The following is a 14,757-nucleotide window of genomic DNA, read 5'->3' on the forward strand; positions in this document are numbered from 1 at the left end:
TAAGCAGCCCGCCAGCAGATCCATTTATCCCATCACCGGCAACCTGAAGGTGCGTATGAATACCCCAGACTATCCACGGATGATTCGCCCACGTGACCGCGAATTCGACTCCGACGGCGAGTACGAATTCCAAGAGTTCGGTCTCGCGGACAGCGACTTGTCGCTGAACGTCACCCACCGCCCAGACGGCGACACGACGATCCTCCTCGTCCGCGACGGTGTCGAAGCGGGAATCATCGCCGACGAAGACGACAACATTACTATCAAAACCCAAGATTAACAACGCCCCTGACATTTCACTTTCACCGTGGACGGCGGAGCCTTATGCCGATTCCATCCATAACTACCGAGTATGCTATCCAACTACCTACCAGATGAATACGAAGATGGAGACCTCTACCTCCGATCAACCCTATCCGGTCATATCGACAGCCAACTACACGCCCGCCCTGTCCCCGGAAACACCCACCTCTCAGCCTATCCCCGCGAATCGCCTATCAACAAGCCCGCACTCTCCGCGCGGAGCATCACAGACACCATCGACTGGCACTCCCTCCCAGACAACCACCGACTCAAACCCGACACCCATGGCGACGGCTACACACCCGATGAATGGCAGCTCGTGCGCGAGTACAGCCGCATCCGCGGCGCTGCCGCTCACGCCCTCCACTCCACGTACGACGCAGAAGAAGCCGCCAAAGCCCTACGGGACGAACTCGACGCCCTCAACGACGCCGATGACCCGGACGCGATGCTCGACGTCGTCCACCGATGGGACGGATCACACCGCGTCACTTCTCCCGAGGACGCCGACGTACTCGGCAAGACCCCGGTGGACGCCCTCTTAGAAGCCGCGGAAGACGGCGCGCACATCTGCGCGGATAACTGGGACATGGCCTCTCGCGAACACGGGATGGACGCACTCGCCGTCGAACCCACCATTCCCGAGGAAGTCGATGGCGTGACGTACTGTCCGTGTCCCGACGAAACCGTCGCAATCATCGACTCCGATACGCTCCCTGATGGCGTCTACACCGTCGACGGAAAAACAGGAAAAAGCATCAAACCCGCGCACATCGTCCAAGCCGAAGCCCAGCGCCGCGCTCTCGACGAACGGCTCTACGACGACGTTCACGGCCTGATCCTTCGTCTCGGCCCCGAGCGCGGCAACTGGAGCATCCTATCCAGCCACGATGATGACTGGCTCGCCGACGAAGCGTGGACGTTGTTCCTACGGAAGGCAGAGAAACTCTACGACGACACGCACGTGCAGGCTGGCCTGCGACGGCTCGAAAAAGACGGTCGCTGAATAAGTCGTCGCCGAACTCCAACTCGGTGGCACAGCCCGCCAGACATCGATCGCAGCCCTGCTACCCGAACAGACCACCGCTGTCGTCGTCTTCATCGTCACTGAGATTGAACACGGACTCGGCGAGTGACTCCTTCTTCTGCTTGATGCCGTGTTCAGGGATGAGGCCGGCACCGACGCGCTTCCAGAGCTTGGCGATGTAGTTCCGGTTCTCGTTCACCATCTCGGCTAGCGTCTCCTCGTCGCGGCCCTCCAGTATCGCCTGCACGTCGCCGACGGACTTCCCCAACGACTCCACCTTCTCCTCGAGATCCTCGACGTCACCGCGGAGGTCTTTGATCTCCTGCTCACGGTCAACGTCCTCGCTGATAAGACGGTTGAGACGGTTAAGGCGGTTGTCCACGCGGTCAACGTCACTCTGGAGGGCGTCCATCTGACCGTCCCACCCGTCGACAGTCTCCTTAATGTCGTCGATCCGGTTGTTCGCCGTGATTGCACGAGTAGTCGCACCCTCAGCGTGCTGACGGGTCAGATCGACGTTCTGGAGGAGCTGGTCAATCTGTTGTTCCAGTTGGCCGCGGTGGAGTTCCGGGGCGAGATCAAGGTTCTGCCGGAGAGCGAACGCCTCACCTTCGTCGGTGAGTTGGTAGACGGTGGACTCGTGACCGTTGTGTTCGCGGGTCTCGCCGGTGTCCTCGACAAGACCGCGCTCGGCGAGAGCCGACCGGCCACCAGTGTCGGAATCGCACCTGTAGTGGACTTGCTGAGTCTGATCGAAGCCGACTTGTTCCTTGATGAACCCGGCGGTGGTACTACCACCGGTGTTGAGCAGCACTTCAAGTGTCATCTGACTGTGGAAATCGAGGTCACCCCCGTTTTCTTTCGCTTCTTCCATACGTGTTCTAATAGGCCCTCGTACCGGTTAAAAACCTCGTTAAAATTAAGAGATGTCTATTAATAGAGAGGGTATATTTGACGGCATTTGACGGAAAATCGGGGCCGCGACTAGAACAACCCCCGGTGTTCCCCCGAATGGCTCCGGGGCCACATGGCCCGATGAGGACTGGGGCCTCAAACACCGGCCCCGTGACCCCCGCTTAGAAAAGCGTTAGATAGGTGAGGAATCCTCGAGGAGAGCAGGGCTCCCGAGCCCGGAAAGGGCTGCTCCGCAGGCTCCGCGAGCGGAATTCCCGCCGGGGTGCCACCGCAGGCAGAACAGGGGTTCTCAACGTCGAAGGGCTGAGCCCCACCAGTCCCCCGGGCCACCAAAGTACTACCTCGAGGAAGTGTCTCGACGCATCGCATCGACAGAGAGGGGCACCGGCGTTGTCGAGGAGGGCAGGCCCGCATCGCGGGAGGACTTCCCAGTGAAGCCTCGCTGCGAGGGCAGCGGAGCAGGTACCTCGAGCAGGTAGGGTTCCCGAGACACTATCAACTAAGAACGACGACACACCAACGTGACCAGCGACAACGAGATGACCGTGCGCGAAGAACAGGTCATCGAAGAGCAGTTTGACGAAATCCGCGACGAAGACACGCGATACACCACCGACGAAGTAGCTAACCACCTCGGCATCGATCTCGACGGCGAATAACCATCGTTCTACGCACACGCAGGGTTCCCGATGTCGACGCCCGGGGAGACGCCGCCACGACAGGCGGACACTAGACGATTTCCCGAGCGCGGCCAAACACGCCCCCGGCAGAAGGCCCAACTCTCACACGGTATCACGTCGGCGAAGGGAATGGCCCCACCTCGTCCGGCAGTCGGCGTCGATGTCTCTCCTGTAGCGGGACGCGGTGGATTCTGCCGATTCACGTCCGGAGTCGGTCGGATGTCACCTGTCTCGTTCTTAGCCGATCGCCGCCGTGCTATGGACGGCTGAAAACCACTCTTTGAAGTGTTCTCTCAGAGCAAAGCCCCCAACCCCCTCTGTTAACACAACAATATTATGTTATGTTAACCGGGGTGCTTTCTGCTCCTCCTCGTGGGAGCGGTAGTAAGAGAGGTAACGACATCCGAGCGATTGAAGCAGTCATTCCTTCGCTTACAGCGGCTCTAACCGGGTTTCCTTCCTCAGACGAGAGGGCGTGGTTTCATACGAAACAGACGAAATAGGAGAAATAACTGTATGATTTTTAACATACCCCCTCGGTGTTAGCTCTTTTATCTCCTGACGGGTGAGTGACGAGCGCTGATGGCGAAGTCAGACTGGGAGGTTATCGGGTTCCGTCTTCCAGACATCCAGAGACAGAAGCTTGGACAGTTTATCGAGGAGAGTGACGAGTGGGACAATCGGCAGGATTACCTGCACGAGCAGGTGCTTGAGGACATCCGCGAGGTCGAACTTGCCAATCCCCGTGACGAGCTCAAGGACATCCGACGTCAGAAGGATGAACTCCGTGACGAGATCAACGACATCGTCTGTGAACTGGAGGAGATGCGCGACCGGCTCGGCGAACTGGAAGAGCAGGAGTCCGAACTCCAGTCCATCGTTGAGGATCACGATGCGACTTCTACAGAGTCCTACGAGGCGTCTGTGCGGGAGGCAACCGAGGAGATCATCAACAACGAATTGATCATCTCTGAGCGGTGGGAACGTATTCAGCGTATCAGCGAGAAGTGGCAGGTGGAGCCGATGGAGGTTCTACGCGACATCTTCGAGCAAGACCCCCGCATCGACGCAAAAACTGCAAAGCCATACGGCTCTCCGTCGGTGCCGGATGATTGGCGGACGCGTACTGGAGAGAGTTACGAGGAGGCTGTCCACCTCGTCCGTATTTACTGCGAGGAACGCAAGGGCGACGACGTAGGGTACCGTTCAGGCATTTACGTCGAAGACGAGTATGTGAGTCGGGTAGCCGAGGAGCATGAAGTGGAGTGCAAGGTGCTGCTCCGCGAGGCGGTTTCGGAGATGGATGAGGAGTTCGACGAGATTGTCTACAGTAGTTGAGGGGCCCTTCGGTCGAATTTCGAGTCTTCTTTCTAAGGTGCAGTACTGTGGTTCGAGCGAAAGATGCAGCAGAAGTTCGAGATCGTGATTGGTACTGGCGGGGAGCCAGAGCAGCTCTTGAGCGGTACGTTCGATGACCCGGAAACCGGTGGGGTGATTGAGGTATCACTGGTGCGTGGCGGCGTAGAACACGAGGGGCGGATGGTGGCCGAGCCGCGGATGGGGAATAGTCCTATGGAGCGTATGAGTGTACTTGCGAACCAACGGCTTGCCGTAGGGTATCTGATTCAGTTCGTGGAACAGCTCGACATCGCCAAAGAGGCAGCATGGGAGTGGGTGTCTGATGAGGTAGATACGAGCGGGTACCGCGAGTGGGTGGACTCGTTAACGGTTGAGGAGCGTCGCGACCGTCTGATTGAACAGGCCGAGACGGTCGGCGAGCAAGACCCGCCTGTTGGGAAGGCATTAGAGGTGGGTGAGTGGCGCAACACCGATCTTAGTTCGGAGTCTGCCGACCTCGTTAAGGAACTGACACGGAGCGTCGACAGGAACGGAAGGAAGTGCTACGAGACTGCGCAGAAGGAGATCGAGGCGATGTGGGAGCACGAGGATCGGGTGAAGTACTGTGAAGGATACGTGTTGCCGAAGCAGGGCGTGCGGGGAACGCGGCACGCGTGGGTAGAGGTCGACGGTTCTGTCTTCGAGTTGACGTGGCCGTGGCACGCGCCTGTGGACGGTGACGCGGTTTACTACGGGACTGAGATTCCGCGAGACGTGTTGTCCGATCGGATGGAAGAGCGGGGTAGTGATCCGATGATACTTGACGAGAATGAGTGGGGTAATTATATTGATATGATGGATGAAGTGATGGGGTAGACTGGTTCTGTCTGATTGAGGTCGTGTGGGATGGCTGGCCCTGTGTGGCACTTGAGATAGTATTCGGGTAATAGCTCCCGCGGCGGCGACCGGGATCGAGTCCGGTCTTCGGCGAAGGTGACACGTTAATTCACAGCGGATAAAGGCTTGTACGGCAGGGTTGCAGACCCCACGCCAGCGTTTATCTGGGGGTCATGAATACCGTAGGGGCGCCGATGATGACGGCACCCATCGACGACGACAGCATCGAAGAACAGATCGAGAACCCAGAACCCAAGCACCTGCTTCGGCTCCACGAGGGCGACCTCATCCACGCTCAGACAAAGAGTCACGATGTCCTCGGGTACGTGACGGAAGAGGGCGAGTTGGAAGAATGGAGCGGTGGTGAGACTTTGATTAACGTCTGTATTTACGTCCCGACGGAGACCGGGAAGAATCAGCACGCGACGCTAGTCTACTACAACGATCCTCGAGATGAGGGATTGGTGCTGGACAGCCTCGGCTGGGACGTTGACGGTCGCGAGGAACTGCGGTCGCTCGAGGTGATCTGCGATGAGTGACACGCCCGCCGAGATCATCGACGCCGTGCGACGAGCCAGCGAGACGGCCTCGCGAGTCCGACTTGAGACGGAGGATGGCCACGTTGTGGAGACAGGCATCGACACCGTCGACCTCGACAAGCCGCTCGCCGAGGAAACGCCCCACCGTCCGCCGTATGGCGAGTTCAGCGCCGTCCTGCTCCCCGGGGGAATGCACGACATCGAGAACTGGGTGATTGGCGGTACGATTCTCACCATCGAGCAAAACGGTGGTGGCTGGCAGCCGGTGACTGTGGGCTGGACAACCGAGGTGGATGAGGACGGCAACGCAATCGATGGATATAGTGGCGAAGTCGTGGCGGCCGAGGTGGTCAGCGATGAGTGACTTCGCGGAGACCTTCACCGCGAATCGGAGCGGCGAGGCGCACGGAGCTGACGAGATCATCGATCTGATTCCTCGCCGACCATAACCCGTCGATCAAGGAGCCCGCCGAGGTCGACGGCAACACGTGGACGTTCGACATCGGAGCGAATCTCTACGGTGTGCTCGGAGAGGCCATTCTCTTAGAGTCCCCGAAGCCGCACGCGCTGGTTTACTTCGTTCGACAGGATCTGGACATCGACGAGGGCGGCCTCGAGTGGGGGCTAAACGTGGATGTCACCCGTGGCTGTCTGCTCTCGGTCGACGGCTCCGACAGGGCAAGTCGGTGGACGCCGGACTGCGTCATTTAGGCCAAGGACGGGTGGGACGGCGACTTGCTGGAACGGTACTACTGCGAGATCAAGACCGGGAACGCGTCCTTCGAGCGGTCGCAGGTCGACGCGGTGAAGGCGCTGGCGCGAAAAGAGCGCGTCCTGAAGATCCGGGTCATCATCGAGAATCTCCCCGACCAGTATTCGCTCCGGATTCACGAGGTTGAATCCCTGACTACCTAAACCGCGTGTACGACACTCTAATCTTCCTCCGAGATTAGTCGACTAACTCGAACAGGGGGTCGATGTCCGCGACCGTATAATGCCGCAACAGTTCCCGAAGAGCACGCCGCTCGCGACCATCCGCGTTCTCATCGCACAGTTCGAGGTATCGCTCCCCGAAATGGGGAACGTCAGTGTTCGTGACCCGAGGGTCGGAGATGTCGCCGCTGTACCGGGGGTGATCTGTCCGCCACTCCGCAGGGTCAAGCGCGTGGTCGTAGATGTCCCAGTACGTCGGCGGCACGTCGGCGTTTTCCTCAAGTGACCCCCATGGATCCAAATTCACGACCTCCCGTTCGACGAATATGGACTCGATGCGTGCGTCAAGCTCGGACTCAAGATCGACGAGGCGCTCGGCTCGGCCGAGGAGGTGTCGCCTATCGAAGTCCCCCTTGAACATAACGAGTTGATCGGGATCACGCGCTTCGACGTATCCGCAAAACTCCTCGAGGAGGGAGGCCTCGGTCGCCGGCGCCGTACCAGTGCGGAACAGCACCTCCGAGGCTCCCGGCGTTCCGAGGTTCGGCGTGTACCCAACTCCGATGCACAAGAGTTCGACATGATCCGAATTCTCGAAGTCGAACTCCTCTTCCGGAACTTGGCTGATGGTCTCGATGTCGAGGGCGACCGCATCTCCTACGATCTGCTCAATAGGCTCCTCTTGTTCCCGTTCATTGGTGGCGCCTCCGGGCGGTTCCGGAAGGTGCCTGAGCTGCAGCTTGCCGCGGTTCGACCCGAGGCCGACCTTTCCGTTGTAGACGTCCCCCTCGGCGTTCTCGAAGCAGTACCACTCGCCGTCCTCCAGCCCATCAGTCTCAAGGTCACCCGCCCAGATCTTCAGCTCCAACTGCTCCCCCTCAATGTCTTCCAACAGAACCTGCGTGTTTCCGTCATCGAAAGCTCGTTGCTGAATGACTTTTGCGGCGATATTGATCGACTCACCATCCACTATGTCCTCTTTGACTGTTTGTGAGTGACTCATCCCTATCGGATAGCTACATCCTTGGCCACATAGATAAGTTTTCAAGAGAAATCATATTTTCACCATTACAGCACGATACTGTGTGACACGGCGTGGGATCTTCCACCGGGTGCCGACCGGTATTTCGAGACCCCGTTCGCGCTCAACAATATTGTCCCGACGTGTCCTGTTCCAGACTGTCCAGTCGACGGGAAAGATCCTTTGAGCGGCCACCCACATCTATCGGCAATGTCACTGATCGGCTTTCGCCGCGAGGAGGGCGAAATCGAGTACCTCGAGGAGGTGGAGTACAGCGAGGAGCATCTGGAGGACGACCTCCACGAAGTGATCCACAGCGACCCAAGGTTAGTGATGGGAACGCTGACAACCCGGGAGAACGTCGTTCTCGGGAGCAAGCTCCAGTTGCCGACCGGGAAGGAGCCCGATCTGCTCGTGTGCGACAAGCGGGGGACACTCACGACGATTGAGTTCAAGCGCGACCGGTCGCCGCGCTCGGCCGTGACCCAGCTCTTCGACTATGCGTCTTCTCTGGCCCGGCTGAATCTGGACGAGTTCTTCGATCTCACTGACTACGAGTCGTTGGAGGAACTCTACGAGGCGTTCGAACACGAGGAGGACGCGGAATTCGACATCGACGATTTCGAGCGGGAATTCACCGAGGGTCTACAGTCGCCCCAGCTCATGCTGGTAGCATACACTATCACCGATGACGTTCGCCGGATGACGCGTTGGCTACGGGACGCCCACGACTTGAAGATCAACTGCGTCGAGTTCGACTACTACGAGAAGGACGACGCCGAAATGTTCGTTCCGACGGTGATCGGCGTCGACGAGACGCAGGAGATCAAGGAGAAGGAGGAGTCGCCCAAGCAGAAGAAGTACCGGCGGTTCTTCGGCGAGGTTCTCGAACGCTTCAAGCAGGAACTCCCCGGCGTCACGAGCAGGAGCGCCAGCAGCGACAGCTGGCTCACGATCCCGGCTGGCCACTCGGACGTCGAGTTCGTCTGGCACTTCAAAGGCGATCCCGGCGACAAGGAGTTCCACGTCGTGATGAACTTCCAGTTCGACGATTACGCACGGAACGAGGAGATGCTCGAGACGATGCAGTCGACGATTGAAGACCGTTCGCTGGATGTGCCAGAGGAGATCCATTACGAGGAGTACGGCAGTAGCGGGTACACGCGGCTCTATGTCAAGCGCGAGGTCGGACGGCTAGACGACGCGCTGGACGACGAGGAACTCAAAGAGTGGGCAGTCGATCGGCTGGCGGAGTTCCACGAACAACTGACGCCCGTCTTGGAAGAGGAGCTTCGATAGATGCACCAGAAGGGTATCTGCCCACCTGTGGTCTTTACATCGGAACCGAGGGGTGGGTGGATCAACGAATAGCGACCCCCCGAGGCGATGTGGCTAAATCGGTCAGTCGGCCACGCGTGGGTGGATGGAAAATCCCGCTACCGAGTACGTCCACGCGTCGCGCGAGTTGTCGCCGGTTCACACGTACATCGCCGATCACGGTGAAGCCGTGGACAGTAGCACCATTAAACAGGAAACGATAGCCGGGCATTCCGTTGCAGTCACGGACGCCCTGACGGAGGACGAAAGAGAACTCGTCGCGGATGCCATCCGCGCGACCGACCCTCAGATGAAGGCCTGCTTCGCCAACGCCCTCCAGATGTGGGCGTACGACAGCCGGTTCAAATACGCCGAGGGATTCGCTGCCGTCTCAGACCTTAACATCGGGGGAATTGAGCATGCTTGGTGTCTGCTCGATGGGTCGAAACTCGTAGACGTGACGCGGCCATTCGACCATTACCACGGCGCTATCATTACGGACGACGAGATCTTGCAACGCTACTATGAGTATGGGATGGAGCGAGGTAGCTGGGGAATCGTCGGCAATCATCATAACCAGTTTCAATTCCTCCGGAACCGGGGCTACGCCTATGGATAACCCGACTTAGGGAGTGGACGCCCTATTGGATCGAATTCAGGAACTGGTTCTTAGTGATGGCAGCCGTAATCACGGGTTTGATCCCCCCGAGGTATTCAGTCGAGGGTTCCCACGCGTCTATCCATTTCTCGCGAAAGTAGTAGTTCGATGCGTCGGGGCGACCCCCACTCAACTTGATAGCTTCATCCAGTTGGCCGCCCGGTTGTTTCCCCTGTACGATCACCAAGTCTGAGAGATGTCGGGGATCTCGGCTGGCCAAGTAGCGTTTGATATGCGCATTCTCCCTATTGTTCTCGACTTCATTTTCAATTTCAGCCTCCCTGAGGGAGTTAAAATCGATAACCCTGTCAACGGTGAAGTAACCAATCAGATACCGGTGCTTTGGGCGCGAGTAACCCGGTGGTGTCAGGCCACAGTAGAACCCGAGAACATCATCCTCGCTAAGTGAGAGAAGCTTGCTCCGCGACTTGCCGGGGTCGCCGAACGTCAGCGTCTCAAAGTTCGGATCGTGATGGATGGGAACTTCATCAAAGGTTGTCGTCTCTTGTTCGCGGTGAACCACGTGGGAGAGGTACTCGCTGAATCCCTCGCTGTGGTAAGTCGCAGTTTCGGTCGTTTCGTACTGTTCGGGGATGGGGATGTACTCAAACGTTCCATCCTCAAAGATCGGCGGGCAATTCGAGGTGTTGTCCGAATCTGCCGCAATGCCAACAAGTACTACGCTCATCAGGTGGCCCCCCCGACTGGTTCGAACCGCTCCAAGAGATCATCGAACCCCTTCGCAGTTCGGTGGTTCTGGTTGAACTCCTCCTCCGGTTTGAGGGCGAACTGGGGTTCTGTCCAACCCAGCCAGTACCCCCGCTCGGAGACACATTTGACGTGATCCTCGCTGTTGTCGATATGTTCCTCTGGGTTTCGGGAGGGATTACTATTACAGTCACATTCGGCTTCTACTTCACCATCTCCATGCTGGTGGTTTGCTGGCGGGTACCGAACAGATCTTGAATCGTCTATATGGCAGTCGCCCCGGTTCTCCGCAAAGGGTGTGCGGTCAGACGCGTGGGTGAGGCGGTGCCTGACGGCCTCCTCGTCGTATGTACGACGAAGGTACTGACCGTAGTCTTCCATCTTGTCGAACCCGTGTGTGACCATCGCGGCACTCGCCAGCCAGTTTCGGTGAGAGTTGGCGTCCTCGGGTTTGTCGTGCGCCTTACTTCTGGATGCACAGGTCAAGATGAAAACCGGATATTTCGGCCGTCTGATCCCCTCGTCATCTGGTTCTTGGAACAGTCTCTGAAACGGATGATCTGGGTTGGCAGAGTTGCTTCGCTCTGGTTCGCCTCGCATCCCCTTCTTACATGTTGCCAGACTCCAAAGGCCGCCGAAGAAACTGGGCGCACTACCAGTCTGGGCCAAGCCGCTGTCGGACTGGTACTGAATGCTTCTGGCAACGTAGACACGACCACGAGGCGTGTTCGAATTGAACCCTGCTTCCTCGTCTTCGTATCTATCGGCACAATTCTGCATCCATTCTCGTAGATCGTCCACCTGCTGCACTTCTCCTGCATTTACTGGTTCGACTGGAGAAGTTCCAACTGCGTAATCAAGATCCGACGGCATCTATAAGCGAAGGAGATAGTCGCCTCACTTAGTGGTTCTCCCATACGTCACTCAATCCGACATTCTCCCTTTTCGGCCGCCAGCTGTTACTGGTCTACTACATCATTTCTCAATCTCGACTGCCGGACACGCTGGAAGATGCTCAGAGTATCCTCGAATAGTCTCTCCACACCAATCACACGTCTTTCGTTGCTCAACCGTCGCTTCCTTAGTGAGGTGTTGGCGACAGTGAATGCAGTTTTGTTTCTCGCGTGGCGTTTTCTGGTGACATCGAGGACACTCAATAGGTGCAGTTGGGTCTGGTTCTTCATCTGCATCAACGTCAATTCCGTGGATCCTAGCAACTTCCCGATCGGTGTCTTCGGCGAACACCGAGACATATCGCGAGGCGACGTCGCTCCCACGCGTCCACCCGTGGTGATCTTCGATGTGAGCCTGATTCATCCCTCGGGAAGCCAGATGAGACGCGCTTGATTTTCGGAAGTTCGTAAATGTGACTGGTTTATTGATGTCTGCACGTTCGGCTGCGTCCTTGATCGCCGTCCGAAGGGCGTTGTAAGTCGGTGCCGTCGGTTCCTCCAACTTGCTCCACAGCGGATCATCGAGTGCATCACCGGGGTGGGCCTCCAGCCACCGCTGTAGGAACGGAACGCTTGGAACTAACCCGACCGACCGCTGTCCCATTTTCCCACGTACCGTTACCTGATAGCCGTGTTCGTAATCTGTGACGTCTCCAAGCGTGAGACTTCGAAGCTCTCCTGAGCGAGGGCCAGCATCCCATGCAACAGCGACCAAAGCCGCATCACGTGGATTTCGTGTTTCCTCGATCAGAGGGAGGACATCGTCTTCCCATTTCAGCATATCACTGGGCTCAGGTGCCGGATCATACGTACTGGGAGTATTTGACGGAATCCACTCCATGGTCTCCGGTGGAGAATCGCCATTTACCTCTGTAGCTCGCCGGCCGAATTGCTTCAAAGCTACTCGGTAATCGCGATTTGTCTCTGGATTATCGTAGGTTCGATGAATCCACCGAACGATCTCCTTCACTTCTTCTTCATCCTCCAAAGCATCGACCAGACTCCCAGCGTGCTCTGCCATTCGGACATTGTGACGAAGAAGTTTGAGGTGCCGATGATCGCCTACTTGACTCGGGATGAGCATCAGCTCGTCACTAAATTTCAGTAATGCATCTCGATTCGCTTCGTCTACATCCCGGCGACCGTTCTGTATCTTATTGCGGAGGGTCTCCAATTGTTGGCTAACGTCCTGCGTCATATCGGATTTTAGCCCAGTTATAGAATGCTGGTTAGCGGGTTTTCTATTTTCGCTGTCTTGGAGGATACTTCGAGGGGTTTGGGACTTGGATGATCCTGATGGATTGACTTCTGCGGGCACACGCACCGTGGCTGGCACCGGGGCCGGGCACTCAACTCCGCCCCACCTGAAGAAGGTGCGGAAGGGGTACTTGGGGCCTACTTCATCGTCGAACTGGACGAGGATGGTCTGAAGGTCGAGTGCCGAGGAATCGACGAGCCGTGGACGGCAATCGAGTGCCCGACCACGGTTGGTACGGGACGCAGTTCCAGCCCGAGAAGTTCGGCTGCCGGCTCTGCAAATTCAGGCCGGCGGAGGCGCTTCGGGAGGTGGCGTGGACGGCGTACGCGTCTCACGTCGACGAGCCGGGCGAGGACGCGTCGACGCGACCGACCTCGTGTCTGGCGTCCTTGCGTTTCTCGATGGTGCGGACGGCGCCGAGGAGCAGTTCCGGGCGTACCTTGATACTCTGTTGGAGCAGCCCGGCCCGCACGACCCGCTCCAGCCATCCGACGGCAACCCGACGAGACTCATCCCGCGGTGAACGGTCAGCTGTAGACGTGGTGCTTTGGTCGTCGCTACGCTCGGTGCCACCGCCACGCGATCGAGAGGGCCCCAACGCCTGTCACGACTGAGACCAGCGTCGAGAGGCTGAGGAACCCGAACAGGTCAGGCGCGACGAACGGAATCTCCTACAGCGTTCGACACTCCAAACTCAGGACGTATATCACTAATCCTCTCCTCGAAAACTCAGGACAAACTTTATACTCCGGCTGTCCGAATGATGAGTTGATGGTAGGAACCATCAACTTGGACGAGGATCTCTACCGGGAACTCGGCCAGTACGGCAACCGGGACGAATCGTGGAATGACATCGTGGCTCGCGTGCTGGAGCATCTCGACGAAGAGGCCGCCCGCGAAGATCGAGAGAACCGCACCACGACCTTCGACAGGGAACGGCCAGAGGGAGGAAACCCGGCGGCACAGGCGTTGGAAGACGGGACTGTGGTACGGCACCAGTACAACCGCGGGGAGTACGACGGCCAGACAGTCGAGGCGACGGTGAGGGGCGGCCAGCTCGAGTATGATGGGGAACTGTGGAGCCCATCGGGAGCTGCCCGCGAGGCGGATCGCGACGTTCGCGGAACGGATGCTCGCGACAGCGGATACCGCGGGCCGACGTGGTGGGAGTACCAAGACGAGAGTGGGGAGTGGGTTCCGCTCAACACAGCAACGTCGGAGTAGGCCGTTTACGCCGCTGCGTTTCGTTCTTCTGAGCTATTGGCGTCGAGACAACCCCGTGGCCTGTCGTCCGTTCTTCGTTCGTGTCGTTCAGCGGATTTCCCACGCAGATGCCGTGTTTCTCTAAGATTTTTCTAAATAGGGAAATCTCTGTCTCTAATCGGGGGAAATCTTATGTGTTTTCTTTCTCTATACAGAGTTGAAGATTGGCTGCGAAGGAGCTGGAGTAACGCACAAGAAAGAACGAAGGTAACCAAAATGACGTACTACCCTGACCGGAACGACGAGATCGAGGAGAAGCGAGAACTGGCTAAGGCGTTCCTTGAGAACCCGGCGCGCGACGCCTTCGCGGAGCTGGTCGCCCACGACGGCTTCTGGGCAACCGAGCCTCGCCGAAGCATTGACTACTACGTCGACGACATCGTCTTCGACGACCAGACGCCCAACGAGGTCGCCGCCGCGGTCGAGCGCGCGCTCGGGGACACCGACGCACTCAAGGAGGTACTGGAACTCGACGGCTTCGGCTGGGCCACTGCGACCGAGTTACTCCACGTCCTCGCCCCGGACACCTACGCGATCCTCAACAAGCGGGCCGTGCTCGGAATGGAGGCGCTCGGCTACGAGCCCCCCAATCGGCAGACGGCGTCCGTCGAGGAGTACTGGGACTTCGCCGACGACGTGCGTGAGGCGTACGCGGAGTACGACCTTCGTGCGGTAGTCAACGAGGCCGAGTCGGCGCCGGGCGTCCCCGAGGCTCACACCGACCTTGAGGCGGCCGACGCCGCGTTCAACGCCCACTACGACGAGGACGCGTACGACATCGATCTCGAGGTGCTGCGGGAAGCACGGACGGGCGGCCGACAGGTCGAGGTGCCCGAAGACCTGTGGCAGATGATCGAGGAGGAGGTTGAAGGCGACCCGATGTACCGGGACGCGGAGGACTTCCTCTACTCGGCGGTCAGAAACGAGCTGTCGCGCGCGGACTGACG

General features: G+C 58.3%; 19 protein-coding genes. 14 read left to right on the forward strand and 5 right to left on the reverse strand.

What is annotated here, in order from left to right:
* Window positions 1-55: 55 nt before the first annotated feature.
* A complete protein-coding gene (locus DVR07_RS14995) occupies window positions 56-280 on the forward strand; it encodes a hypothetical protein (protein ID WP_115798074.1) in 225 nt (74 codons plus the stop codon).
* Window positions 281-352: 72 nt separating this feature from the next.
* Complete coding sequence (locus tag DVR07_RS15000) at window positions 353-1,309, forward strand: hypothetical protein (RefSeq protein ID WP_115798075.1); 957 nt, start codon at window positions 353-355, stop codon at window positions 1,307-1,309.
* 61 nt (window positions 1,310-1,370) lie between these two features.
* On the opposite strand, the gene DVR07_RS15005 is transcribed toward DVR07_RS15000, so the two are convergent.
* Window positions 1,371-2,204, reverse strand: a complete 834-nt coding sequence (locus DVR07_RS15005) for a hypothetical protein (RefSeq protein WP_115798076.1) — start codon at window positions 2,202-2,204, stop codon at window positions 1,371-1,373.
* A gap of 562 nt (window positions 2,205-2,766) precedes the next feature.
* On the opposite strand from DVR07_RS15005, the gene DVR07_RS21760 reads away from it, so the two are divergent.
* From DVR07_RS21760 to DVR07_RS15035, 7 genes are all read left to right on the forward strand, one after another.
* Window positions 2,767-2,904, forward strand: a complete 138-nt coding sequence (locus DVR07_RS21760; RefSeq protein ID WP_162829591.1) for a hypothetical protein — start codon at window positions 2,767-2,769, stop codon at window positions 2,902-2,904.
* Between the two features lie 603 nt (window positions 2,905-3,507).
* Complete coding sequence (locus DVR07_RS15010; RefSeq protein ID WP_115798077.1) at window positions 3,508-4,263, forward strand: hypothetical protein; 756 nt, start codon at window positions 3,508-3,510, stop codon at window positions 4,261-4,263.
* Window positions 4,264-4,326: 63 nt separating this feature from the next.
* Window positions 4,327-5,139: a hypothetical protein gene (locus tag DVR07_RS15015; RefSeq protein WP_115798078.1), complete on the forward strand. Its 813-nt coding sequence runs from the start codon at window positions 4,327-4,329 to the stop codon at window positions 5,137-5,139.
* A 215-nt stretch (window positions 5,140-5,354) separates the two neighbouring features.
* Window positions 5,355-5,699, forward strand: a complete 345-nt coding sequence (locus tag DVR07_RS15020; RefSeq protein ID WP_115798079.1) for a hypothetical protein — start codon at window positions 5,355-5,357, stop codon at window positions 5,697-5,699.
* Entirely contained in the window at window positions 5,692-6,063 is a 372-nt protein-coding gene (locus DVR07_RS15025; protein ID WP_115798080.1) for a hypothetical protein, read from the forward strand. The genes DVR07_RS15020 and DVR07_RS15025 overlap by 8 nt, the downstream gene beginning before the upstream one ends.
* Before the next feature lie 158 nt (window positions 6,064-6,221).
* Window positions 6,222-6,410, forward strand: a complete 189-nt coding sequence (locus tag DVR07_RS15030; RefSeq protein ID WP_115798081.1) for a hypothetical protein — start codon at window positions 6,222-6,224, stop codon at window positions 6,408-6,410.
* Between the two features lie 24 nt (window positions 6,411-6,434).
* A complete protein-coding gene (locus tag DVR07_RS15035) occupies window positions 6,435-6,614 on the forward strand; it encodes a hypothetical protein (RefSeq protein ID WP_115798082.1) in 180 nt (59 codons plus the stop codon).
* A gap of 34 nt (window positions 6,615-6,648) precedes the next feature.
* On the opposite strand, the gene DVR07_RS15040 is transcribed toward DVR07_RS15035, so the two are convergent.
* Window positions 6,649-7,635, reverse strand: a complete 987-nt coding sequence (locus DVR07_RS15040; protein WP_115798083.1) for a hypothetical protein — start codon at window positions 7,633-7,635, stop codon at window positions 6,649-6,651.
* Between the two features lie 228 nt (window positions 7,636-7,863).
* Between DVR07_RS15040 and DVR07_RS15045 the strand changes: the two genes are divergently transcribed.
* Both DVR07_RS15045 and DVR07_RS15050 read left to right on the forward strand, forming a co-directional pair.
* Window positions 7,864-8,952 carry a DUF4268 domain-containing protein gene (locus tag DVR07_RS15045; protein WP_115798084.1) on the forward strand — a complete coding sequence of 363 codons (1,089 nt, stop codon included), beginning with the start codon at window positions 7,864-7,866 and terminating at the stop codon, window positions 8,950-8,952.
* A 124-nt stretch (window positions 8,953-9,076) separates the two neighbouring features.
* On the forward strand, window positions 9,077-9,589 hold the full coding sequence (locus DVR07_RS15050) for a hypothetical protein (protein WP_115798085.1): 513 nt from the start codon (window positions 9,077-9,079) through the stop codon (window positions 9,587-9,589).
* A 22-nt stretch (window positions 9,590-9,611) separates the two neighbouring features.
* Here the strand turns inward: DVR07_RS15050 and DVR07_RS15055 are convergent, their stop codons facing one another.
* The 3 genes from DVR07_RS15055 to DVR07_RS15060 all read right to left on the reverse strand — a co-directional run bounded on the left by DVR07_RS15055 (window position 9,612) and on the right by DVR07_RS15060 (window position 12,487).
* Window positions 9,612-10,316: an Nmad3 family putative nucleotide modification protein gene (locus DVR07_RS15055; RefSeq protein ID WP_115798086.1), complete on the reverse strand. Its 705-nt coding sequence runs from the start codon at window positions 10,314-10,316 to the stop codon at window positions 9,612-9,614.
* Complete coding sequence (locus tag DVR07_RS21765) at window positions 10,316-11,209, reverse strand: hypothetical protein (RefSeq protein WP_162829592.1); 894 nt, start codon at window positions 11,207-11,209, stop codon at window positions 10,316-10,318. The genes DVR07_RS15055 and DVR07_RS21765 overlap by 1 nt, the downstream gene beginning before the upstream one ends.
* 102 nt (window positions 11,210-11,311) lie before the next feature.
* Window positions 11,312-12,487 (reverse strand): tyrosine-type recombinase/integrase, encoded by a 1,176-nt coding sequence (locus DVR07_RS15060; RefSeq protein WP_115798087.1) that lies wholly within the window; start codon window positions 12,485-12,487, stop codon window positions 11,312-11,314.
* A 373-nt stretch (window positions 12,488-12,860) separates the two neighbouring features.
* Between DVR07_RS15060 and DVR07_RS21770 the strand changes: the two genes are divergently transcribed.
* The 3 genes from DVR07_RS21770 to DVR07_RS15070 all read left to right on the forward strand — a co-directional run bounded on the left by DVR07_RS21770 (window position 12,861) and on the right by DVR07_RS15070 (window position 14,755).
* Window positions 12,861-13,070 carry a hypothetical protein gene (locus DVR07_RS21770; RefSeq protein ID WP_162829593.1) on the forward strand — a complete coding sequence of 70 codons (210 nt, stop codon included), beginning with the start codon at window positions 12,861-12,863 and terminating at the stop codon, window positions 13,068-13,070.
* Between the two features lie 248 nt (window positions 13,071-13,318).
* Window positions 13,319-13,771 (forward strand): hypothetical protein, encoded by a 453-nt coding sequence (locus tag DVR07_RS15065; protein WP_115798088.1) that lies wholly within the window; start codon window positions 13,319-13,321, stop codon window positions 13,769-13,771.
* Window positions 13,772-13,942: 171 nt separating this feature from the next.
* Window positions 13,943-14,755 (forward strand): hypothetical protein, encoded by an 813-nt coding sequence (locus tag DVR07_RS15070; protein WP_162829594.1) that lies wholly within the window; start codon window positions 13,943-13,945, stop codon window positions 14,753-14,755.
* The last annotated feature ends 2 nt before the right edge of the window (window positions 14,756-14,757 follow it).

It is taken from the genome of Halorussus rarus (assembly GCF_003369835.1).
GTDB lineage: Archaea > Halobacteriota > Halobacteria > Halobacteriales > Haladaptataceae > Halorussus > Halorussus rarus.

Bases quoted from the DNA above. Each gene is read 5' to 3' on its own strand.
- DVR07_RS14995 (WP_115798074.1), top strand. From the start codon at position 56: ATGAATACCCCAGACTATCCACGGATGATTCGCCCACGTGACCGCGAA.
- DVR07_RS15000 (WP_115798075.1), top strand. From the start codon at position 353: ATGCTATCCAACTACCTACCAGATGAATACGAAGATGGAGACCTCTAC.
- DVR07_RS15005 (WP_115798076.1), bottom strand. From the start codon at position 2,204: ATGGAAGAAGCGAAAGAAAACGGGGGTGACCTCGATTTCCACAGTCAG.
- DVR07_RS15010 (WP_115798077.1), top strand. From the start codon at position 3,508: ATGGCGAAGTCAGACTGGGAGGTTATCGGGTTCCGTCTTCCAGACATC.
- DVR07_RS15015 (WP_115798078.1), top strand. From the start codon at position 4,327: ATGCAGCAGAAGTTCGAGATCGTGATTGGTACTGGCGGGGAGCCAGAG.
- DVR07_RS15020 (WP_115798079.1), top strand. From the start codon at position 5,355: ATGATGACGGCACCCATCGACGACGACAGCATCGAAGAACAGATCGAG.
- DVR07_RS15025 (WP_115798080.1), top strand. From the start codon at position 5,692: ATGAGTGACACGCCCGCCGAGATCATCGACGCCGTGCGACGAGCCAGC.
- DVR07_RS15040 (WP_115798083.1), bottom strand. From the start codon at position 7,635: ATGAGTCACTCACAAACAGTCAAAGAGGACATAGTGGATGGTGAGTCG.
- DVR07_RS15045 (WP_115798084.1), top strand. From the start codon at position 7,864: ATGTCACTGATCGGCTTTCGCCGCGAGGAGGGCGAAATCGAGTACCTC.
- DVR07_RS15050 (WP_115798085.1), top strand. From the start codon at position 9,077: ATGGAAAATCCCGCTACCGAGTACGTCCACGCGTCGCGCGAGTTGTCG.
- DVR07_RS15055 (WP_115798086.1), bottom strand. From the start codon at position 10,316: ATGAGCGTAGTACTTGTTGGCATTGCGGCAGATTCGGACAACACCTCG.
- DVR07_RS21765 (WP_162829592.1), bottom strand. From the start codon at position 11,209: ATGCCGTCGGATCTTGATTACGCAGTTGGAACTTCTCCAGTCGAACCA.
- DVR07_RS15060 (WP_115798087.1), bottom strand. From the start codon at position 12,487: ATGACGCAGGACGTTAGCCAACAATTGGAGACCCTCCGCAATAAGATA.
- DVR07_RS15065 (WP_115798088.1), top strand. From the start codon at position 13,319: ATGGTAGGAACCATCAACTTGGACGAGGATCTCTACCGGGAACTCGGC.
- DVR07_RS15070 (WP_162829594.1), top strand. From the start codon at position 13,943: ATGTGTTTTCTTTCTCTATACAGAGTTGAAGATTGGCTGCGAAGGAGC.